Annotated in this window: 9 protein-coding genes; 1 reads left to right on the forward strand and 8 read right to left on the reverse strand. The window is 72.7% G+C overall.

What is annotated here, in order from left to right:
* The first annotated feature begins 107 nt into the window (after window positions 1-107).
* Window positions 108-971 carry an SCO6745 family protein gene (locus IF00_RS0100010; protein ID WP_030312886.1) on the forward strand — a complete coding sequence of 288 codons (864 nt, stop codon included), beginning with the start codon at window positions 108-110 and terminating at the stop codon, window positions 969-971.
* 127 nt (window positions 972-1,098) lie between these two features.
* Here IF00_RS0100010 and IF00_RS0100015 read toward each other — a convergent pair whose 3' ends face one another.
* The 8 genes from IF00_RS0100015 to IF00_RS0100050 all read right to left on the reverse strand — a co-directional run bounded on the left by IF00_RS0100015 (window position 1,099) and on the right by IF00_RS0100050 (window position 22,714).
* Window positions 1,099-1,641, reverse strand: a complete 543-nt coding sequence (locus tag IF00_RS0100015) for an NADPH-dependent FMN reductase (protein ID WP_030312888.1) — start codon at window positions 1,639-1,641, stop codon at window positions 1,099-1,101.
* A gap of 18 nt (window positions 1,642-1,659) precedes the next feature.
* Window positions 1,660-2,457, reverse strand: coding sequence for a thioesterase II family protein (locus IF00_RS0100020; protein ID WP_078944464.1), 798 nt, complete (start codon window positions 2,455-2,457; stop codon window positions 1,660-1,662).
* Window positions 2,458-2,519: 62 nt separating this feature from the next.
* The gene (locus tag IF00_RS0100025) at window positions 2,520-3,188 is read right to left on the reverse strand and encodes an NADPH-dependent FMN reductase (protein WP_245234382.1); all 669 of its coding nucleotides are present in this window, start codon (window positions 3,186-3,188) and stop codon (window positions 2,520-2,522) included.
* A 42-nt stretch (window positions 3,189-3,230) separates the two neighbouring features.
* Complete coding sequence (locus IF00_RS0100030; RefSeq protein WP_158710411.1) at window positions 3,231-4,832, reverse strand: MFS transporter; 1,602 nt, start codon at window positions 4,830-4,832, stop codon at window positions 3,231-3,233.
* Between the two features lie 74 nt (window positions 4,833-4,906).
* Window positions 4,907-11,608, reverse strand: coding sequence for a type I polyketide synthase (locus IF00_RS0100035; RefSeq protein ID WP_051819561.1), 6,702 nt, complete (start codon window positions 11,606-11,608; stop codon window positions 4,907-4,909).
* Window positions 11,609-11,664: 56 nt separating this feature from the next.
* The gene (locus IF00_RS0100040; RefSeq protein WP_030312893.1) at window positions 11,665-12,858 is read right to left on the reverse strand and encodes a cytochrome P450; all 1,194 of its coding nucleotides are present in this window, start codon (window positions 12,856-12,858) and stop codon (window positions 11,665-11,667) included.
* Window positions 12,858-14,573: a thioester reductase domain-containing protein gene (locus tag IF00_RS0100045; protein WP_051819563.1), complete on the reverse strand. Its 1,716-nt coding sequence runs from the start codon at window positions 14,571-14,573 to the stop codon at window positions 12,858-12,860. The genes IF00_RS0100040 and IF00_RS0100045 overlap by 1 nt, the downstream gene beginning before the upstream one ends.
* Window positions 14,570-22,714, reverse strand: coding sequence for a non-ribosomal peptide synthetase (locus IF00_RS0100050; RefSeq protein WP_158710412.1), 8,145 nt, complete (start codon window positions 22,712-22,714; stop codon window positions 14,570-14,572). The genes IF00_RS0100045 and IF00_RS0100050 overlap by 4 nt, the downstream gene beginning before the upstream one ends.
* Window positions 22,715-23,027: the final 313 nt, after the last annotated feature.

Raw genomic sequence — 23,027 nt, forward strand, 5'->3', positions numbered from 1 at the left:
GCCCGCCCTCGCCCTCGGCCGGGCCTACGACGTGCTCATCCACCTCCATCGGGTCCGCGCGGCCGACAAGCTCACGCGGGGGGCGTCCGCCCCGTAGCGTGGCTTTCATGACCGCCATATCCCCGCGCGAGGCCCGGCGTTGCCACAACGCCCACCATCCCGTCCATGCGGCGTACTACTTCGTGTCCGAGCACGACGACGCCTACGCGGAGCTCGGTCTGGAGGGCGGTCCCATGGCGTACCTCGCCGGGCGGGCCGCGCCGCTCGGGGCGGTCGGCTCCGGTGTGGTCACGGCGGTCTTCTACAACTTCCACCCGGACCTCGTCGCACGGCACCTTCCCCGTGCCTGGGAGGTCGCCTCCCCCGCCGCCGTCCTGGAGGCCAGGCTGCGGATCACGGACGCGTATCTCACCCGGCTGCTGGGGCGCGAGGCGCTGCGCTCTCCCGAGATGGCGGAGGCAGCCGAGCTGGCGCTCCGGGCGGCCGAGGGGTGCCGCCGGCCCGGTCGGCCGCTGTACTCGGCCAATGCCGACCTGCCGGCGCCCGAGGCGCCGCATCTCGCGCTGTGGCACGCCACGACCCTGCTGCGTGAGCACCGCGGGGACGGTCATGTCGTCGCGCTCTCCCAGGCCGGTCTCGACGGTCTGGAGGCCCTGGTGTCCCACACCGCCACCGGAACGAACTGGCGGCCCGGGTATCTGCAGTCCGCGCGGGGCTGGTCGCCGGAGGAGTGGGCGGCGGCCCGGGAACGGCTGGTGGAGCGCGGGGTTCTCGGTGGCGACGGTGAACTGACTGTCGAGGGTGCCGAGTTGCGCCGCGCCGTCGAGGCCGACACCGACCGCCTCGACGTCGCGCCCTACGAGTGGCTGGGGGCGGAGGGCACCCGACGGCTCACCGAACTGGCCGGCGCCTTCTCCAAGGTGGTCCTCGCAGGCGGCGGGCTGCCGCTCAGGGACATCGGCAAGCGCTGAGGGCTCCGGGAAGGACTGCGAGCCCGGCCGGACGCGGCGGCGTCCGACCGGGACCGGCGTCATCCCGCCGGGCGAGGAGTCACCCGGCCGGGCGCGGCGACGTCCCGCCGGCGCCCGCCGGCGCCGGTCACTCCTCGGTTCCTCGCTCCTTCGCCGCCCGGGCCATCGCCGCGAGCACGTCCCTCAGGGCGCCCAGGGTCTCCTCGTCGTTGACCCTGCCGGCCGCGACCTTGGCCGTCGCGAGCGGGATGGGGAGCGATTCCGGGAGGATGTGCGCGCCCATCACCTCCAGGGTCTCCTTGACCCAGGCCTGGGCCCGGTCGCCCCCGGTCATCGAAGGCGACGCGGTGACCACCGCGACGGGCTTGTCCACCAGCTCTCCGCCGCCGACCACCCATTCGAGGCCGTTCTTCAGCACACCCGATGTGCCGTGCGCGTACTCGGGGCTGGAGATGAGCACCGCGTCGGCGGATTCGAGGAGCGCGCGGAAGGCCATGACCTCCGGCGGCGGGCCCTCGGTCTCCACGTCGTGGTTGAAGAACGGCAGCTCCCCGAGACCCTCGTAGACCGTCATCGACACCGGTGGCAGGCACAGTTCGGCCGCCGTGCGCACCACCGCGGTGTTGATCGACTCGGCCCTCAGGCTCCCGGATAAGGCGACGAATTTCATCTGGTTCCTTTCCTGCTTTCAAGACGTCCCAAGCATCGCGCATGGATCGGGGGTTGTCCCCGCGTGTCCGGCAGCACGACGCGCGGCAGCCACCGCCGCAGTGATGCGCCGGGCGACCGCCCGTCGGTGATCCGCGAGATAGAAGTGCCCGCCGTCGAACATGTTCAGCCCCAGGAAGCGTTCCGTCCGGCCCGCCCAGGCGGAAAGCCGCTCCCGCCCGACCACGGGGTCGCCGTCACCGCCGAACGCGGAGACGGGGGTGCGCAGCGGTTCCGTACGCGCCGCCGGCCGCCAGGTGTCGACGAGGGCGAAGTCGTTGCGGAATCGGGGGCCGAAGACGCGCCATGCCGCCTCGTCGTTCAGCACCGCCTCGGGTGTGCCCCCCACCGAACGGAGCCAGTCCCGCAGCTCGCCGTCGGTGAACAGGTGGCGCGCCCTGGGTGTCCCCCGGTCGCGGTCGGGCTGCGGCGCGCCGCAGGAGGACACGCCGAGCCAGACGGGAAGGGGGTACCCCTCGGCCTCCAGACGCCTGGTCAGTTCGTACGCGACGAGGGATCCCATGCTGTGTCCGAAGAAGGCGAAGGGGCGGTCCGTCCACGGCCGGAGCTCCGTGCCGAAGAAGGCCACCAACTCCTCGCAGTCGTCGATGAAGGGGGTGTCGGCGAGACGCCCCCGGCCGGGAGCGTCCAGCACGCACACCTCCCAGTCGGCCGGGAACTCGTGCTCCCAGCCCCGGTAGAGAAGATGCGATCCGCCGGCGTGGTGGAAGAGGAACAGCCGCAGCGCGGCCCCCGGCACGGGCCGGGGGCAGGTCACGGCTCCGTGTGCCAGCGGGCGCCGGCTCGACCGGCTGGCCGGGTGGGGCGCCACGGGTGTCCTCACTTCCCCACCGACGACATGGCCTCGGCGCCGGCATCACGCGCCGTCGAGGGCGACTCCGCGTCGGCGGCGTCCCGCGCCGCCGACGCGAGGACGTTCATGCGGGCGAAGTCCACCACCTGCGTCGCCATGGTCTCCAGCTGGCGCTGGACATGCGGATCGGTGCACGCGCCGTCCGGCCCGAAGCCGGCCGTCGCGGTGTTCACCACGACACCGAGGGGCGTGGGCCAGCCGCGCAGGGCATGGGTCACGTCGCGGAGCGCTGCCAGTGTGGACACCCCGCCCTGCCAGCCCTGGGCGACGGAGAGGCCCGCGACGGCCCGCCCGCTGAAGTACGGGCGGGCGTCGTCGCGCAGCTCCTCGACGTGGTCGAGGGCGTTCTTCACGAGTCCCGAGATGCTCCCGTGGTAGGCCGGGCTCGCGAGGACGAGGCCGTCCGCGGCGGCTATCTCGGACACCAGGCGGAGCGCCCGCGCCGAGCGGATCCCCTCCCGTGGGTCGTAGAGCGGCATCACCAGCTCGGCGCCGCCGATGCACGTCACCTCCGCCCCTTGGCGTTCCGCTTCGGCCAGGACGACGCGGAGTGCCCGCTCGGCCGTCGAGTCCGGCCGGGGCGAACCCCCTATTCCGACCACCCTCACGGTCCGCTGCACAGGGATTCGCCCCACTTTCTCGCTCCTTGAAATGGGCATGTGCCGGAAACGCCCCGGTCAGGCGGTCGCCGGCTTCGGCGTCGGCGCCGGGGACTCGCTCTGCGCGCTCTCGTGCAGATCGCGGCGGCGGATGAGGACGAAGGCGATGGCCGCGCCCACGGCGGCGATCACGGCGCAGACGACCATGACGTCGGCCAGGGAGTCGACGAAGACGGAGCGGGCCGTGGTCGTCACCTGGTCCAGCACGGACGGGGCCACGGCGTCCGCGAGACCGAAGGTGCCGCCGGTGGCGACGTGCTGTCCGACGGCCTCGGCCTGTCCGGCGAGTGCCGTGCCCGCGGCCGAGTCGACGAAGGCGTCGACCACCTTCTGGTGGAAGAGCGCGCCGAAGGCGGCGACCCCGACGGCGACGCCGACCTGCTGGAAGGTCTCCCCCATGCCCGAGGCCATGCCGGCCTTCTCGGGCCTGACCACGCCGATGGTGACCGCGGCGCGCGGCGGGTTGAAGAGGCCCATGCCGATGCCCGTGACGATCATGCTGGGCAGCATCGCCGTCCATCCGTCGCCGGGGCCGACGAGCACCATGAGGCCCATGCCGACCGCGATGAGGCCGATGGACAGACCGATCAGCACGCCGGGTGCCACCTTGGCCAGCAGGCCGCCGGTGACCGCGGCGACGATGAAGAGAGTGATCATCATCGGCATGAAGCGCAGCCCGGTCTGCCAGGGCGAGTACCCCAGGACGTTCTGCACGTAGGAGATCTGCAGGAAGACGGCGGCGAGGCTGGTCGCGTTGGACAGCAGGGTGGCCAGGCAGACTCCGGTGAAGGTGGGCGTGCGCATCAGGGAGAGGTCGAACATGGCGCGTTCGCCGCGCGCCCGCTCGATGAGCACGAAGGCGACGAGCAGGGCGAGGCCGCCCGCGAACGCCCCGACGATGGGAGCGCTGGTCCAGCCGGAGGACTCCGCGCGCAGGAATCCGAGCACGAGCAGGGTGAGACCGAGACCGAAGGTCAGGATCCCCGGCCAGTCGACGCCGTGCGCGGCCGGTTCCCGCGACTCCCGCAGGCGCAGGGCGCCGACGGCCAGGGCCGCGACACCGATGGGCACGTTGATCAGGAAGATCCAGCGCCAGCTGAGCGCGTCGGTGAGGAATCCGCCGACCAGCGGCCCGAAGGCCAGGGCGAGACCCGCGACACCGCCGAAGACCCCGAAGGCCTTGCCCCGGTCGGCGCCCCGGAACTCGTACCCGATCAGGGCCGGACCGACGGAGAACAGGACCGCGGCACCGATGCCCTGGACGCCGCGGGCGATGTTGAGCGCGAGGACGTCCTGCGCCAGACCGGCGGCGAGCGAGGAGAGGGTGAAGAGGACCAGGCCCGCGTTGAAGACCCGCTTGCGGCCCAGCCGGTCGGCGAGCGAGCCGCCGGTGAGGAGGAAGGCGGCGAGGGTCAGGGTGTAGGAGTCGATCACCCACTGCAGGTCGGAGAAGTCCGCCCCGAGGGAGGTCCGCAGGTCCTGCAGGGCGACGTTGACGACGGTCACGTCGAGCATCAGCATGAACATCGCGACGGATGCCAGCGCCAAGGTCCATGATCGGGCGCGACCGGCCGCCGGCCCGTTCTCCGCCTGACTGTCGACGGCTGCTTCGGCTGACATCACGTTCTCCTCATTGCTCCGCGGCACCTCGGTGCCGCTGTTGTCGGTCTCTTGTGCGCGCGAACTCTTCGCGTTCACAGGGGCTCTCGCGTGTGGCTCGGCGCGGGCCCGGGGCGCCACGTCCGGCTGCCCGGGTCGTACGCCCCCTTCTCCGCTCCCCGTACGCCGGTCACCCGGACGAGTGCGCGGCCGTCCGGTCCGACCACGGCCAGGTGCTCCTCGCCGGAAGCGGGGTCGTACCAGTGGCGCAGGTCGAGCCCGTCCGGCCAGTCGGCGGCCAGCTCGTGGTCGTTGGCCGGGGTGTACAGGTCCACCGAGTCGAGCCCCGTGGGGACGATCACCGGTACGTCTTCGGGCCGCCTGCCGTCGAGTACGGACGTACGCAGCAGGCAGTCGAGGGCGACGCTCGGCAGGAGGAAGCGGGAGAGGACGCCGTCGCCCGGCGGAAGGGTGAGGCGCAGTTCCGCGGAACCGCCGTCGGCCGTCAGGCGCGGTCGGCGCAGCGCACCGAACACTCCGCTCAACTCGACCGGTGTGCCGGAGAGTTCATAGGTGTTGGGGGCGTCGCGGCCGCCGGCCGGGGCGGGTGGGCACCACGGACCGTCGGGGAGCGCCCGGCCCAGGTGCACCATCATGCGGGAGTGCTCGCGCTCCGGCACGGGGCCGGCCGCGGGAGAGGTGATCCGTACGCGCACCCGGTCGCCGTCGCGGACGGCCGACACGCACAGCGTCCGCGGCCAGCGGTGCTCGGCGGCCCGGATGAACTGGGACAGGACGACCTCGGTGATCCTCGTCGGGAACATGCCCGGGGCCAGCTCGGCCGCCGCCTCGGCCGCCATCTCCAGGATGAAGGTCCCGGGCACGGTCGGCCGGCCGTCGACCCGGTGCTCCAGGAGGTACGGGTGCGCGTCGAGGCCGACCTCGAACGTCCACAGCGCCGACGTGCCGTCGTACCGGCGGGGGCCGGTCAGGAACGCCCGCCGCACGGTCGGTGCCGGGGTGCGGCGCCGCTCCGGCACGGTCCTGGCCGCCTTCTCGCAGGCCTCGCGGAAGCCGGGTGCCCGGCGCTGCAGGGTCGCCCAGTCGGCGTCGCCGATCCAGGTGGTCGCCAGTCCGTGGCTGCCGCGGCCGCGGAGTTCGGCGCGGAAGAACTCCCGGCCCTGGGCGTCGGTCATCTGGCCGATCTCTCCCTGCCGGGCCAGGAAGGCGCCGCCCGGGGTGTCCGCGGACGCCATGCCCGATTCGACCCACAGCCCGGAGGCCGGAGCCACCTCGTCCGCGCCCTCGGTCGCCCGCGCGTGCGCGGCGGCGAGCAGCAGGAACTCGTTGGCGGCGCCGTAGTCGGGCTCACCGCGCAGTCCGGCGAACGCGGACACGGAGCCGACGCTGCACCACAGGGCGGGTCGCCGGTCCCCGAGAGCCGCGCGCAGATGCGCGTAGCCGCGGACCTTCACATCCCGCACGGTCCGGAAGTCGGCGAGCTTCTTGCGGCTGATGCCCGCGGAGCGGGCCAGTCCGGCGCCGTGCACGAGCACGTCCACCCGGCCCTCCACGGCCAGGATCTCGTCGATCACCGTGCGCACGGCGTCCCGGTCCAGGACGTCGCACTGCCGGTAGTGGACCCGAGCGGCGCCGCAGGAGCGTTCCAGCTCCCGGATCGTGGCCGCGCGTTCGCGCTCCTGAAGGGCACGGTCGTAGCGGCGGCTGAGGGCCGCGGGGGTCTCGGACGGGTGGAGCGCCATCAGCTCCCGCAGGGCGTCGGCGCGCGGCAGACGGGCCAGGGCCGACGCGGACGGGTCGGGCGCGGGTCCCGTGCCGAGCAGCCAGACGCTGCGCGGCGTACGGTCGGCCACCATCTCGTGGACCAGGTGGGCGGTGAGTCCACGGGCGCCGCCGGTGGCCACGATCACCGGGTCCTCCGGCAGCCCGAGCCCCGTGGCGGCGGGCGGCGCGTCGACGGGCAGCAGCATCAGCTCGTGCCGCACGCCACCGGAGTCGTACGCGACCGGGATGAAGCGGTGCGCGGCCGTCTCCTCGGCCAGCCGCGCCAGGGCGGCCCGCGCGTCCGCGCCGTCGACGACCAGCGCGAACACCAGGCAGCCGGAGAGCTCCTGGGACAGGCTGCGGACGAGCCCGCCGAAGAGTCCCACGGCCGGGAGGGGCGTCGTTCCGTCGACGGCGTCGAGTGCGAGGACCGCGAGGCAGCCGCCGTCGTCGAGTGGGGCGGCGTGGTGCTTGGCCGCCATGAAGGCCAGGTCGTGGAGGTCGAGGACCCGCTGCGGCACGTCCCAGCCGGAGGCGGCGTCACGCGCGCCTGCGACCACGACGCGGATCTGGCCGAACGACCGGCCGTCCGTGGCGAGCAGGCTCTCCAGTTCCTCCGGCCGGTCGAGGCGGGTCACGGGAAACGGCAGGGTGGCGTCGCCCGGTGCGGTCCGGGGAGCGACGACGAGGCAGTCCGCCGGTATGCCGGCGTTCCGCAGCGCGCCCGGCTCGTCGGTCAGTACGAGACTTCCGGCGGGAATCGCCGCGATGCCGGGGCGGACGTCGCGGGCGGGCACGGGACGCAGCGCGAGCGCGTGCCGCGCGAGATGGCCGCTCAGGGAGTCGGCCGCCTCGGCCCGGTCCGGCGCGGTGGCATCGGCCGCACGGGCGGGGGCCGGGGTGTCCCTCGCGGGAACGCCGGTGTCCCTGCCGGGCGCGTCGGCCTCCCTCTCGGGAGTCTCGGCCCACCCCTGCGGTGTCACCACGATCACGGGCGTGTGGTCGTCCTCCCGCGGCCGGACGACCGTCCGCTTCGGCGAACCGTGCAGGGCGTGCAGGATCGCCACGGCCCCCTCGGCGCCACGGTAGTTGCGTTCCCGTACCCGCTCGGCGTCCTGGGCCTCGACGGATCCGGGGGTGCTCCCCGTCACGAGCTCCACCCGCCCGAGGACGGCCATGCCGTGCTCCCGGGCGACGCTCAGCCGGGTCAGGACGAAACCGACGGCGGCCTCCGCGTTCTCCTTGCTTCCGTGGGTGGGTACATGGTCCGTCGTGGCGTTGACCCCGATGACCACGGCCAGGTCCATCTCTCCGTCGCGCAGATAGCGGATGGCGGTGGCCACGGCCGAGTTGGTGGAGTCGCGGCCCGCGTCGAGCGTCATGTTCGGACCGTGCAGGTCCAGTCGTTGCACCACCCGGGCGGCGATGACGTTGGGCATCAGTCCCGGATAGGCGTCCTCGTTGACGGGACGGGACAGGGCGCGGATCGCGTCGTCCAGCGTCCGGGGCGGGAGGCCGGGCCCGGCCAGCCTGTCGAGCAGGTCGTCGCGGTAGCAGCGCAGGTCCGCGCCGAGTGCGGCCCGGGTCGGCCCGGTGTGGCCGACGAGTACGCCCGTACGCGCGGCGAGCGCTTCGTTCTTCGCCCAGTCCCCGGCGAGGAGGTCGGCGCAGCGCACGGCCATCAGCTGGCTGCGGTCCATGGCCGCGATCGCCGAGGGCGCCAGGCGGAGTTCCACGGGGGAGGGCAGCGGATAGGCCTCGCCGAAGGACGCCGGCCAGTCGGCGGCTCCTCCCGAGACCCAGCTCGCGATGCGCCGCTCGTCCGGGTCACCGGGGAGATGCGCGCCCTCGGCGACCACGACGATCGGGTCGTCCTCGGCGGATGTCGGCGGCGCTGCGGCGACCGGGGCGGCCGGGGGCCGGTCCGTGAGGACGAGATGGCCGTTCGTCCCGCCGAAGCCCATGGCCGACACGCCGACGGTGCGCGGGCGCCCGGCGGCGGCGACCCACGGCACGTCGTCGACCGGCACGTGCACGGCCGTCGACACGCCCTCGGGCAGCTCGTCGAACTGCCGCTGCGCCGGGATGACTTCGTGCCGCATGGCAAGGAGTGCGTGGATCGCCGATACCGCTCCCGCCGCCCAGCCGGCATGCCCGACCAGCGACTTGTTGGAGGTCATGGTCCACGTCTTGGCCGGCCCCGCGCTCTGGGTGAGCGCGCTCATCTCGGTACGGTCGCCGGTCGGCGTTCCGGTGGCGTGCGCGACGATCCAGTCCACGTCATCGGACGTGACGCCGGCGGACCGCCAGGCCCGGTCGAGGGCGATCTTCTGACCGGCGGGGTTGGGGGCGTAGATCGCCTTGCCCCGCCCGTCGGACGATCCGCCGAACCCGGCGACGAAGCCGAGGACGGGGTCGCCGTCGGCGATCGCCCTGGCGTACGTCTTCAGGACGAGCATCGCGGCGCCGTCGCTGAACAGCACGCCGTCGGCGTCCCGGTCCAGGGAGCGCACCCGGCCGGAACGGGACAGTCCGCGGAGTTTGGAGAACAGCACCAGGTTCTGGGCGCTCAGCGCGAAGGCCCCGCCGCACAGGGCCACGTCGGTCTCGCCCGCGCGCAGCGCCCGGACCCCCAGGTCGACGGTGTAGAGGGAGGAGGAGCACGCGGTGTCCACCACGACGATCTCGGCGGATTCGGGGAGATCGGGCGCGGCCATGCGGGCGATCCGGTACGGCAGCACGTCCTCCGGAGACGCGGAGGCCAGCGGGTAGAGCGTGTCGAGGCCGTCGGGCACCTCCTGCCCCGCGTCGGCGAGGATCCCCCGCACCCCGGCCGAGACCAGGCTGTGCTCCAGGTGGTGACTGCCGTCGGGGGTGAGGCCGACCGCGAACAGCTGCCGGTCGCCGGGCCGGACGGTGACCTTCTCGGTGGCGCCGAGGAGCGAGTGCCGGAGCCACAGCGCCGTGTACTCCTCGCTGTCGAAGGCTCCTGACTCCAGTTCGTCCCGCAGACGCGGGTGCGGTTCGAATCCGGTCATGAAACCGGACACGCGCGCGTAGGTCTTGTCCTCGGCGGTGGTGTCCGCCGACCAGACGGAGTCCATGTCCAGCCGGTCCCCGGGTTCGCCGAACACCGGCTCGCCGCTCTTCAGCAGCTCCCAGAACTGCTCGGGCGAGCTCGCTCCGGGCAGGGCGAGTCCCATGCCCACGACGACGACCGCGTCGTCGGCGGGCGCGGCCCCGACCGGTGGCCCGCTGACGACCAGCGTCCTGCCCTCGACGGACGAGGCGTCGTCGGACAGCAGGAACCCGACGAGTTGCGCGACGCCCTCCGCCGCCTGCGTCTCCGCGTCCTCCCGCACGACCACGGCGTTGACGCGGATCCCGTCCCGCCTCCCGGCGCCGGGATCGCGCACGAGGTCGGTCACCGTCTCCGGCGCGGGCGGCGCCGTGACCGCGTGCACGATCGCGCCGAGCCCGTGCGGGGCGACGAGGCCGACGGCCGCGGCCGTCGCCGTCCGGGCATGCTGCGGTCCTGCCTCCCCGGTCACGACGTTCACGAGCGCGTCGATACGGCCGGAGCGGCCGTCGGCCGGGCCGAGCGCGGCCCGTATCCGGGGCTCGTCGTACCCGTCGCAGGTCACGACGTGCGCGCCGAGCCGGGTGAGTCGCCGCGTCACGGACGTGCCGAGCGGCCGGCCGGCGCCGACGACCAGGACGGTGCGGCCGGAGAGATCGTGGGACATGCTGGCTCCCGATTCGTAGATCAGCGCGCGGACGGCCGTACGGCGGTGATGAGGTCGGCCAGGTCGGCGAGGGTGGGCTGGGCGACGAAACGGCCGTCCACGGCCGACTCCCCCAGACCGAAACGCGCCGACACCTTCCCCAGCATCTCCGCCCTCTTCAGCGAATCGCAGGTCGGCCAGGTCGGCCAGGGTGGGCTGGGCGACGAAACGGCCGTCCACGGCCGACTCCCCCAGACCGAAACGCGCCGACACCTTCCCCAGCATCTCCGCCCTCTTCAGCGAATCGGCCACCGGAGCGGACGCGGGCGGCGCGGACTCGGTGGGCGTGCCCACCGGGGCGGCGCCGCCGGCGCTTCGCGCGGCCCGGGCCGTGCCGGTGGTGTCCACCTCCGGGACGGTGCGCCGGACGAGTCCGGAGAGGCCCGCCCGGCCGCATTCGACGAAACGCCGCGCGCCGTCGGCGTGCAGCTCCCGCACGGCGGCCATGAACCCCACCGAGGTGGTGAGCTGCCGGACGAGCAGGGCCTTGAGGTCGGTGTCGTCCTGGACGTAGCCGCCGGCCACCGGCGAGTACACCGCGGCGCGCAGGGGGTGCTGCCTGATGCCGGTGATGGCCTCGCCGAAGGCGTGCGCGGCGACCGCGAGCATCGGGCTGTGGAAGGGGAAGGGAGCGTTCAGCCGGGTGGCCTGGACGCCCAGTGCTTCGGCGAGCCGCGCGACGACCTTGACCGCCTCGTCGGGCCCCGACACCACCGTCTGGCGGGGCGCGTTGGAGACGGCGACGGCCAGTCCCCGATCGGCGACGGCGCCCACCAGGTGGGCCGCACGGGCGGCGGGCAGTTCCAGGGCCACCATGCCGCCGTCCGACGGGCAGTGCGCCAGGAGGGCCTCCGAGCGATGGCAGACCAGGCGTGCCCCGTCGGCCGGGGTGAAGGCTCCGGTGACCGTCAGCGCGGCGATCTCGCCCATGCTGTGGCCGACCACGACGTCCGGCGTCTCCTGCCGTTCCGCGATGCGGAAGCTGCCGACGGCCGCGGCGAACACGGCGAGTTGCAGCGCGAAGGAGTCCGCGCGCACCAGGTCCGCCGCGGAGGGCGCGTCGGGCTGCCTGAGCAGGTGGGAGACTCCGCCGCGTCCGAACTCGGCCGCTATCCGGTCGACCGTGCCGAGGACCTCCGCGACCTCGGGCGAGTCGTCGCCGGCGAACAGCCCCGGGGTGTAGCCCCCTTGACCGGGCAGGAGGAAGACCGTTTCAACCGCCATCATGCGTCCTTTGCGTCCTTCGTGAGGTGAGTGGCATGGACCGGGTGCACCGGGAGGCGTCACCAGGTGACGGGCAGTCCGCGGACCCCGTACAGCACCATGTCGTGCCGGAACGGCAGGTCCTCGAGCGGTCGGCCGAGCGTGAGCGTGGGCAGGCGGCCGAAGAGGCCGGCGAACACGGTGCTCAGCTCGACGCGGGCGAGCGTCAGGCCGATGCACTTGTGGAAGCCGTGGCCGAACGCGACGTGCGCCTGCGGGTCCTTGCGGTGGATGTCGAAGGTGTCGGGTTCGTCGAAGACCGCCGCGTCGCGATTGGCCGCGTTGATCATCACCAGGACGCCCTCACCCGCGCGGACCTCCTGTCCGCCGACGGTGAGGTCCTCGGTGGCGGCGCGAGGCAGGCCCGCGTGGTTGATGGAGAGGTAGCGGAGCAGTTCCTCGATGGCCTGCGGGTACAGCGACGGGTCGGCCTTGAGGTCGTCCAGCTGGTCGGGGTGCTCCAGGAGGGTGGCCGTGCCCAGGCCGATCATCTGGGCCATGGTGTCGTAGCCCGAGAGCATGAGGAGGGCGGCCAGTCCGACGAACTCGTCGTGGCTGATCCGCCCCGCCTCCTCCTGGGCCACGAGACGGCCGAGCATGTCGTCGGTCGGCTTCTGCTCCCGTGCGGTGACCACCTCGTCGAAGTACGCCATGAGCTCGCGGGCGGCGCCCTCGGCCTGCTCGGGGGTGCTGCTGCGGTCGAGGATGGTGTCCGTGAGGGTCACGAAGATCCGGTGGTCCTCGTACGGGACGTCGAGGAGCTCGCACATCACGGTGGCGGCCATCGGGAGGGCCAGTTGCGTGACGAGGTCGGCGGAGTTCCCCTGCCGCACCAGGTCGTCGAGCAGCTTGTCGAGGATGGCCTGCATCCTCGGCCGCTTCGCCTCCATCTGGGTGATCAGGAACTCGCGGGTGACCAGACGGCGCAGCCGGGTGTGGTCCGGTGCGTCCTGGTTGAGGAAGAAGCCGGGCGGCAGCGGGGTGTCGCCCGAGATGTAGGAGGGGTAGCCGGGTGTCTTCGGGTCGGAGCTGAACCGGGTGTCGGTGAGCACGGCGCGGGCGTCCGCGTGGCGGGTCACCACCCAGACGTCCTCGCCGCGCGGGGTACGCACCTGGAAGACCGGCTGCTCGGCGCTGAGTTCGCCGTACTGGGGCGGAGGGTCGAGCGGATGCCGGCGGGGCATCGGGAAGGCGGGCACGGCAGGAGCGGTCATCACGGACTCCACGGGGTCTGGGGGCGGGCGGCGCCACCGGGAGGGGCGGGCAGGAAGCCCGACGAGACGAAGTAGTCGAGGTAGAGGTCGAACAGTTCGCGGTCGACCGGCTTGCACGCGATGTCCGAGCCGTCGAGCGCGGCGCGCAGGTTGTCGGTGCGGAACTCCGGCCTGCTGCCGCGGTAGCCGACCTCCTCGGCCGGCTGGTCGGCGCCGAACAGCGGCAGGTACAGGGCGAGTTCGTTCTCCTCGCCACGTTCCACCGCGGCGGCGAGTTCGCGGTACCAGCTCCGGTAGTCGAGGCGGCGCAGCGGATAGCCGTAGGCGACGATCAGATCGAAGATCGCGTTCATGCTGACGGACCCGGCACTGGGGACGTTGAGGACTGCTTCCGCGCGGCCTCCGGAGAGCGCGGTGTGCACCACCGTGGCCGCGCAGAAGTCCACCGGCACGAGGTCGAGGAGCAGGTCGTAGTCCAGATAGGCGCCCAGCTGGACGCAGCCCTTGATCAGGTGGTTGATGAAGGTGTCGGACGAGCAGGCCCCGGTCGTCTGCGATCCCGTGATGGCGCCGAGGCGGTACACCTGGGCCGGCACCCCGCGGTCGCGGGCCTGGAGCATCAGGCTGTCCGCGACCCACTTCGACTGGCGGTAGCCGCCGACGACGTGGTCGGCCTCGGTGAGCCGGGTCTCCGCCCAGCTGCGCTCCCCCTCGTGGCCCGGGTACACGCCGATCGTGGAGACGAAGTGCACGGCCTTGATCCGCGTGCGGCAGGCGAGTCGCAGCACTTCGAGGGCGCCGAAGACGTTGACCGGCTTGATCTTGGCGTAGGGGACGATCCAGCTGGAGATCGCCGCGTTGTGGATGATCAGTTCCACCTCGGCGGCCAGCTCGTGGTAGGTCGCCTTGTCCAGCCCGAGGTAGGGACGCCCGGTGTCGCCCGGGACTCCGACGATGCGCTCCTCGTCCCCGTCCCGCAGCAGCCCGTACTCGGCCAGGTTCCCGAGCACCCGCTCGCCCGCCTGGTCCGGCCCGTCGGCGCGGACGAGGACGTGCACCGTGACGGCCGAGCGGTCGAGCAGTTCGCGGAGCAGGAAGGCCCCGGTGTATCCGGTGCCGCCGGTGAGCAGGACCGTGCGGTACGGGCCCGTCGACGCCGGTGCGGCCCCTTCCTCGGGGACGATGTCGGCGGGCAGCACGGCGTCGGCCGCCATGGCCTCGCTCGTGACGCCCCGGGGGTTGCCTGCCCCGGTCACCGTGGGGTCGGCCTGGGAGCTGACCATCCGCGCCAGCTGGGCGACGGTGGGGTCCTCGAACATCCTGCGGAGGTCGAGGCGTACGTCGTAGATCTCCCGTACCTGGGCGGTCATCTGCAGGACCGTCAGGGAGTCGCCGCCCAGGTCGAAGAAGCTGGTCTCCACCCCGACCTTCGGCAGACCGAGGAGGTCCTGCCAGATCCGGGCGAGCTGGGTCTCGACCGGTGTACGGGGGGCGACGAAGGCGGTCTCGGGGGTCTCCTCGGCCGTCAGCGGGGGCAGGCTCCCCCGGTCCACCTTGCCGTTGGGCAGCTTCGGCAGCTCCGGCAGCACCACGAAGTGCGCCGGGACCATGGCGTCGGGGAGGTGCGTCCTCGCGTAGGCACGCAGGGAGGAGCGCAGTCCCGCCGCCCAGGCCGACGTCAGCGGGTCGTTGGCGAGTGGTCGGGTCGCGCTCATTCCGTGTCCTCAGCGTCGTCGTGGGCGGGGGTCGGTGCGCCGAACACCGCGTCGAACGTGTCCAGCCGGCCGCCCGGTGGCACCAGGACCCCGACCTGGCGTCCTTGCTCGGCGGCCAGGTCGAACAGCTCCTCCGGACGGGCTCCGGCCTCGTCGTCCAGGTCCCACAGGAGCCGCTCCAGGTCCCAGCCGGTGGCCGTTCCGTCGGCCTCCTCCAGGGCGCGGACCGCGGCCGCGGTCCGCAGCAGCCTCCGGTTGGGGATGCCCGTCACCACCAGGTCATCGGTGCTGTCGGCCAGTCGCCGCCGTAGGCCGTCGAGACCGTTGTCGAGCGCGTCCCAGGAGACACGGCGGTCGGTCGCGGCGGCCGCCGGCCGGTCGCCGATCAGCAGGGTCACGTCGTAGCGGAAGAGGGAGAGCTCGTTGTCCGCGTGGCCGCGCTTCAGCTCGACCCGGACCTCGCCGACACCGTCGAGGTCCGCGGCGAGCCGGTGGAAGAAGGCCGGGGACAGGCAGAGTTCCCGTTCCTCCTGGAGCCGGCGGGAGACCGCGGACCGGATCTCCTCGACCGTCTGGAGCGGTCCGGCCCGGTGCAGCGCCACGGCGGTGTGGAACTCGGGCAGCATCTCGACCGAGCGGACGTCGCCGACGAAGACCGCGCCTCCGGGCCGTACGGCGCGTACCGCGTCGGTGAGCACGGTGCGCAGGTAGTCGGTTCCGGGGAAGTACTGCGCCACCGAGTTGATCACCACCGTGTCCAGGCTTCCCGGCGCGAGGCGCGCCAGGTACTCGGGACCGGACTGCTCCAGGTGTACGTGCGCGGGGAGCGGTCGTCCGAGGGAGGCGGCCGCGGCGGTGAGCGCGGCGGGCGAGAGGTCCACGCCGTGGTACTCGCCGACCTGGTCGGCCAGGTTCCGAAGGACGAGCCCGACGCCGACGCCGATGTCGGCGAGCGCGGTGGGGCGCAGCGCGCGGATCCGGTCGACGGTGTGCCCCAGCCATTCCCGCATCTCGGGGACGGGGATGGGGTCGCCGGTGTAGCTGCTGAGCCAGCCCGCGAACTCGCCTCCCTCCTCGGGGGATTCGCCGGACGCTGTGTAGGCGCTCTCCCAGACCTCGCCCCAGCTGCGGACGTGCGCGTCCTGCACCGAGGCGTCGGACAGGGAGTCCGCGGGAGACACGTAGGCCACGAGTTCCGTGCCGTTGGCTCCGTCGACGGCGGTGACGGCGACCGCGTCGAGCCTCGGATGGCGTGAGAGGACGCTCTCCACCTCGTCGGGCTCGACCCGGTGACCGAGGATCTTGACCTGCCGGTCGACCCGGCCCAGGAACTCCAGGCTGCCGTCGGCGCGACGGCGCACCCGGTCACCGGTCCGGTAGAACCGGCCGGTGCCCTCCACACCGGTGACGAACCGCTCGGCGGTCAGCTCCGGCCGTCCGATGTATCCCGTCGCGACGCCGTCCCCGCCGATCCACAGTTCGCCGGAGACGCCGACGGGGAGGGGCCGGCCGCGGTCGTCGACCACGCGTACCTCGGTGTTGGCGATCGGCCGGCCGATGGAGATGCTGTCGGCCGTCGCGTCCCGGAGCGCGTCCAGTTCGTGCACCGTCGACCAGATAGTCGTCTCGGTGGGGCCGTACATGTTGTGGATCCGTACCTCGGGCAGGGCTTCGAGCAGTCGCCGCGCGAGGCCCGGCGGGAAGGCCTCCCCGCCGATCAGCAGGGCACGCAGGCCTCGCAGCGCCTCCAGTGCGCCGGGTTCCGCGGCCACCGCGGTGAGGAGCGAGGGGGTGCCCTGGACGAGGGTGACCCCGTGGCGTTCGCAGAGTTCGGCGAAGGAGTGGGCGCCCTCGGCGACCTCGGTGTCATGGCTGTCACGGAGGCGGTCGACCCAGGTGAGGCTCTCCATGACGGCCTCGGCCTCGACACCGAAGTCGACCAGGCACGCGATCTCGTCGACACCGGCGGCGGCCAGCGCGCGGACGAGTTCGACGCAGGTGTCCGGGGACCCGAACAGGCCGGAGGTCTCGAAGTACCGGTTGATCGCCATGTCGATCACCGCGTCGATCTGCTCCTCGGCGCCCATCTCCGGGAGGTCCTTGCCGGTGGAGGCGAAGAGCGTGCGCCACAGCTCGGTGGAGCTGCGGAGGTAGTCGCGGAAGGGCTCGCGCGCCTGCTCCCTGGCCCGCTCGGTGTCGTCCGACATGAAGGTGTGCACCATGACGGTGACCTGGCCGGGCCCGGTGTGCCCGGCGGCCACACGGGCCTGCCGGTACGCCTTGATCTTCTCCGCCAGGTCGTCGGGGCTCTGGCCGAACAGATGGGTGAGCAGGTTCGCGCCGGACGCTCCGGCCTTCTCGAAGGTCCCCACGGTGCCGACCGAGGTGAGCCAGACCGGCGGCTCCGCCTGGACGGGGGCGGGGAAGATCCGTACGTCGACGGGTTCGCCGCTGCCTCCGATCCGCCGCACCGGTTCGCCGCGCCACAGCCTGCGGAACTCCGCCAGCTGTTCGGACATCAGCTCCTTGCGCACCGAGAAGTTCTCGGGCCGCAGGACGAAGTCGTTGGAGTTCCAGCCCGCGGCGAACGCGAGGCCGACCCTGCCGTCCGAGAGGTTGTCGACGAGCGCCCACTCCTCCGCGATGCGTACCGCGTCGTGCAGCGGAGAGACGACGCTGCCGCAGCGCAGGGCGATGCGGTCGGTGATGGTGGCCAGCGCGGCGGACATCACCGAGGGGTTGGGGTAGAGGCCGCCGAACTCGTGGAAGTGCCGTTCGGGCGTCCACACCGCCTCGAACCCGTGGGTGTCGGCGTACCTGGCGGCGTCGAGGACCAGCTGGTAGCCCTCGCGGTGGGACGCTCCCGCGGACGCGGCGAAGAAGAAGAGGCTGAATCCGAGGGGCCGCTCCCTCGTCTCCGACTGCGGTACGAGACGGGTGATGACGCGCTCTCCCGCGACGACCACCTTGGCGCCGTGGGTGAGCGGCCAGAGCAGTTCGAGGACGGAGATGTCGAAGGAGACGCTGGTGACGGCGAGGACGACGTCCCGACGGTCGCAGCCGACACGTTCGTCCATGCCGGCGAAGAAGTTGACGGCGTTGCGATGCCGGAGGGCGGTGCCCTTGGGCTTGCCGGTCGAGCCGGATGTGTAGATCACGTACGCCGTGTCGTCGCCGGAGACCTCGACGGCCGGCGGTGTGGCCGGCGCCCGCTCGATGATCTTCGCGTCCACGGCGATGTCCACCACGCGCGGTGCGGTGATCCCGTCGGGTGTGCCCGGTCCCTTGACCAGACAGCCGATGCCGGAATCGGCGGCGATGTCCGCGAGCCGTCCGCCGGGGAACGACGGGTCCATCGGCACGTACGCGGCGCCGCTCTTGAGCACCGCGAGGAGGGCGACGACGAGGTCGGCGCCGCGGCGCAGGCTCACGCCGACGAGGTCTCCCCGTCCGACACCCCGGCCGCGCAGATGGTGTGCGAGGCGGTTCGCACGGGAGTCCAGCTCGGCGTAGCTCAGCTCGTCGAAGCGATGGGCGACGGCGATCGCGTCCGGGTGCGCCGACACCTGGCGCTCGAACTGTCCGTGCACGGTGTCGTCGGGGTCGTACGGGACGGCGGTGTCGTTCCACGCGGCCAGCTGGGCGTGCTCGGCCGGATCCATGAGGTCGACGGCGGTGAGCCGTTCCGACGGCTGCCGTGCCACGGCCGCCAGGGCACGCTCGTAGTAGCCGGTGAGGCGTGCGCAGAACTCCTCGGGCAGGACGGCGAGGTCGCAGTCGAGCCAGAGCTGCAGCCGGCCCAGCTCGGGGTCGATCAGGAAGTTCACGGCCAGGGGGTAGTTCGTCTCCGCGACGCCCACGGTGACGGCCATGAGACCGTCCGCCGACCGGTGCCGGTCGCGGTGGAAGTCCATGAAGTTGACGTAGCTGTCGAGCTGGAGGCCCTCGCCCACGTCGTGCTGCATCTGCGCGAAGGGGTAGCGGCGGTGGGCCGCGGACCGGCGCTCGTGGTCGAAGACCCGTCGCGCGGTGTCCAGGAGGGTGGCGGAGGACACGTCGAGGCGCAGCGGGAGTGTGTTGAGGAAGACGCCGATCGTCTCGTCGCCGCCCTCCTCCTCCAGCCGGGCGTTGGCCACGACGCCGGTGAGCACCTCGTCGCCGCCGCCGACCAGCCGCAGCACGGCGAGGTGCGCGGTGGCGAGGAGCGACTTGAGGGGCAGTCCCTCGCGTCCGGCGAGGGCCCGCAGCGTCGCGGCCACGTCGTCGTCGACCGGTACGTCGTAGCGGTGGTTCGCGGCCGGCCGCGCGCCGTCGGGGTGCTCCTGTCCGGCGGTGCGGGAGACCAGCCGGGTGGGCTCGGCGCCGCGCAGCAGCCCCGTCCAGTAGTCGCGTGCCCGCTCGTCCGCCAGGGCGCGGCGCTCCGCGGCCACGAAGTCCCGGTAGGCCGAGCGGACCGGTGGCAGGCGGAGTTCCTCGCCGGCGAGGCGCGCCCGGTAGTGGTCGACCACCTCTTCGAGCATGCGCATGTCGCTCCACCCGTCGAGGACGACGTGGTGCTCGATCACCGACAGCTCGAACGCCTCGGAGCCGCAGGGATGCGCCACGAACTTCAGCAGGGGCGCGATCTCCGGGTCGAAGCGGGTGAACTTGGCCGCCTCGACCCAGTCCGTCACGGCCCGCAACCGGGCCTCGTCGTCCAGGCCTCCGAGGTCCAGGCCGGTCTCCAGCGGGATCTCGACGTGGCCGTGGACCAGTTGCAGGGGTTCGGAGAAGCGGGCCAGGTCGAAGGAGCAGCGCAGGGACGGGTGCCGGGCGGCGGTGTCGTCGATCGCGGCCCGCAGGGCGTCCTGGTCGAGGCGGGTCGCCACGCGTGCGCTGGTCACCACCCGGTACACCGAGGAGTCCTCGGCGTAGGCCGCGTGGTAGAGCATGCCGGCCTGCATGGCACTGAGCGGGTAGGCGTCGTCGAGCCCGTCCGGCAGCAGCAGCCGGTCCGCCGCGGAGAGCAGCCCGAACGGTACGCGGTCGGCGGAGGGCTCCCGGTCCTCCAACGGCCTGACGATGCGCGCGAGTTCGCGTATGGAAGGGCCCTGGAGCAGATCGGCGACCTCGAACGTACGGCCTTCCCGCTCGACCTCCGCCCGGACCCGGATGGCGTGCATGGAGTCGCCGCCGAGCACGAAGAACGAGTCGTCCACGCCGATCTCGTCGATGCCCAGGACCGTGCGCCACGCCTGGTGGAGCAGGCTCTCCTCGGCGGTCCGCGGCGGCGTCACGGTGCGGACCGGCCGCGTGTCCGGCATCGGCAGCGCCTTGCGGTCCAATTTGCCGTTGGACAGCAGGGGCAGGGCGTCGAGGGTGACGAAGTGCGCAGGGGCCATGTAGGCGGGCAGGCGCTCCCGCAGCCACTCCAGGAGCTCGGCCGGTTCGGGCGCGGCGCCGTCGGGCACGACGTGGGCGATGAGCCGGCGCCGGCCGTCGTCGCCGAGGGGCGCCGTGACCACCGCCTGCCCGACGGCCGGGTGGCCGAGCAGCGCGGACTCGATCTCTCCGGGCTCGATGCGGAATCCGTGGACCTTCACCTGATGGTCGAGGCGCCCGCGGTAGAGGACGACCCCGTCCTCGCGGAGCACGGCGAGGTCTCCGGTGCGGTACAGCCTGCCGGGGCCGAAGGGGTTGTCGACGAAGCTCGCGGCGGTGAGCTCCGGGCGGTTGAGGTATCCCGAGGCGACCTGGACGCCGCCGATGTACAGCTCGCCGGCGATGCCGTGGGGCAGCGGGCGCCCCTCCCGGTCCAGGACGTACAGGCTGGTGTTGGCGACCGGCCGCCCGATGGGCACCGGCCCGTGGGCGTCCTCCGGGGCGCACCGCCAGTGGGTGACGTCGATGGACGCCTCGGTCGGCCCGTACAGGTTGTGCAGTTCGGGTCCGGCGCCGTACCGCTCGAAGAACCGGCCCACGGTCTCGGAGCGCAGGGCCTCTCCGCTGCAGACGACACGGCGCAGGGCCGGCATGTCCCGGCTCGTGGGCTCCGCGAGGAAGAGGTCGAGCATCGAGGGGACGAAGTGCACCGTGGTGACCCGGTGCCTGCGGATGACGTCGGCGAGCGCCCGCGGGTCGCGCTGGGCTCCGGGGGCGGCCAGATGGAGCACGGCGCCGGCGAGCAGGGGCCAGAAGAACTCCCAGACCGAGACGTCGAAGGTGAAGGGCGTCTTCTGCAGGACGCGGTCGTCCGCGCCGAGGCCGTACTCCTCCTGCATCCACAGGAGCCGGTTGACCACACCGCGGTGCGGTACGGCGACGCCCTTGGGCCGGCCGGTCGACCCCGAGGTGTAGATGACGTACGCGGTGTCCTCGGGTGCGGCGGTGCGCGGGAGCGGACCGGGCTCGGAGAGCGTGGCCGGCAGCGTGTCGACCGCGATGACCGCGACACCGGCCGGAGCCCCCGCGCCGGTCCCGGCGCCGGCGAGCCTCTCGGCGAGGTCCGATCGCGTCAGGACGGTCCGCGCTCCGGAGTCCTCGACCTGGAACGCCACCCGGGAAACCGGGAGTTCGGGGTCCAGCGGCAGATAGGCCGCCCCGGACATCAGTACCGCGAGCAGCTCGACCACCAGGTCCAGCGAACGCTCGTCGTACACGCCCACCACCTGGCCCGCCGCCACCCCGTCGGAGCGGAGACGGGCGGCGAGGCTCCGGGCCCGGCACACGAGCTCGCGGTAGGTCAGCGAGCCGTCCCCGGTCTCCGCTGCGACGGCGTCCGGCGTCCGGTCGGCCTGCTCCTCGATCAGTTCGTGGAGGGGCCGGGTGAGATCGAAGTCCCGTGCGTGGGCGTCGGCTTCCTTCTCGACCAGGGCGCGCTCGGAGGGCGTCAGCACCTCGATCTCCCCCACGGGCACCTCCGCGTCCGCCCGTACGAGGGTCGCCAGGAAGGCGGCGAACCGGTCGCGGTGCGCGGTCAGGGTCGCGGCGTCGTGCAGTTCCGGGTGGGGGTCGAACGCCATGCGGAGGTCCGCGCCGTCGGAGCCTCCGAAGAACTCGATCGAGAGGTCGCGCACGGGCCCCGAGGACAACTGACGGACGGTGCCCTGAAGTTCGGCGAAGCGCAACCGTCCGTCGAACGACACCACGTTCACGACGACACCCGGGGGCTCCTCGGCCGCACCGGTGCGCCGGAGCTCGCGCTGCAGCGCCTCGCCACGGAACCGCTGGTGTGCGAGCACCTCACCGGCCTGTGCCGCGACGTGCTGGACGAGCTCACGGAACGGCATGTCGGAGCGTACGGACATCCGCAGCGGAAGGACGTTGGCCAGCATGCCGGGCGTGGTCAGCGCGGTGCGCGTGGTCCGGGCCCGCACCGGGAGTCCGACGACGATCTCGTCCTGTCGGGTGATCCGGTGCAGGTACGCGGCCGTAGCCGCCAGTACGACGACCGCCCACGGTGTCCCGTGCGTGGCGGCCGTCTCGTCGATCCGCTCGACCCGCACGGAGGGCTGGAACCGCTCGGCCGGCCGGGACGCCCCGGTCCCCCGGTCACTCAGGCTGATGCGCTCGGGCCACTCGGCCGCACCGCCCAGCCAGTAGGCGCGGTCGCTGTCCTGGGCCGCCGACGCCCGGTACTCGGCTTCCTCGTCGAGGAGATCGCGGAGTGTGCCCGCGGTCCTCTCGCGGACCGGCGTGCCCTGCTCAAGCGCGGTGTAGATCTGCGCGAGCCTGCGCCAGTGGAGGACCTGGCCGTATCCGTCCAGCACGATGTGGTGGTAACGGAGATGGAAGAGGAAATGGTCCGGGGCCAGTCGAAGCAGCGTGTGGGTGAACAACGCGTCCTTCGCGAGGTCGACCGGAGTGGCCAGGTCCGACCGCGCCCACTCCTCCGCGGCGCCTGCCGGATCGTTCTCCCCGCTGAAGTCCCGGAGATGGAGCGGTGCGTCGACATCGGTCGGCCACTGCCACGGGTGGCCCTTCTCATCAGCAACGAACCGAACGCGTAAGGCATCGGCTTCGCCGACGGCCCGCCTGACCGCTTCGGCCAGGTTGCCCTCGTCCAGCCGCCCCCGGATCTCGACGTATCCCCCGCAGTTGTGGAGGGCGCCGCCGGCGTCCATCTGGTGGGCTGTCCACACTTCGTGCTGCGCGGTGGACACGGGTAAGCGCCCGGCAAAACTGTTCACGAGTCACTCCGTCATTCGGTTCCGAGAAGGCGCACGCCACCTGCCGCCCCGCCGCACGACGACGTGGGCGGGGCGTGGCGGAAGCAGGGCAGGAGCGCTGCGCACTCAGTGCTTGCAGCCTGTGGAGACTGTGGCGGCGCGGGCCGCCTCGGCGAGCCGCGAGAGCCCGGTGAGAGCCGCTACGTCCGGCGGCGTGCGAATGGCGCCGAACCGGACCGGCTGCGCGTGAACATAGATATCCCCCGATATCCCCTGTGTGTGCCACATGGTGGCACTCCCCGTTGAC

Source organism: Streptomyces flavochromogenes (assembly GCF_000717595.1).
GTDB lineage: Bacteria > Actinomycetota > Actinomycetes > Streptomycetales > Streptomycetaceae > Streptomyces > Streptomyces flavochromogenes.

Coding starts and splice junctions, on each gene's coding strand:
- IF00_RS0100015 (WP_030312888.1), bottom strand. CDS start 1,641: ATGAAATTCGTCGCCTTATCCGGGAGCCTGAGGGCCGAGTCGATCAAC.
- IF00_RS0100030 (WP_158710411.1), bottom strand. CDS start 4,832: ATGTCAGCCGAAGCAGCCGTCGACAGTCAGGCGGAGAACGGGCCGGCG.
- IF00_RS0100010 (WP_030312886.1), top strand. CDS start 108: ATGACCGCCATATCCCCGCGCGAGGCCCGGCGTTGCCACAACGCCCAC.
- IF00_RS0100035 (WP_051819561.1), bottom strand. CDS start 11,608: ATGATGGCGGTTGAAACGGTCTTCCTCCTGCCCGGTCAAGGGGGCTAC.
- IF00_RS0100040 (WP_030312893.1), bottom strand. CDS start 12,858: ATGACCGCTCCTGCCGTGCCCGCCTTCCCGATGCCCCGCCGGCATCCG.
- IF00_RS0100045 (WP_051819563.1), bottom strand. CDS start 14,573: ATGAGCGCGACCCGACCACTCGCCAACGACCCGCTGACGTCGGCCTGG.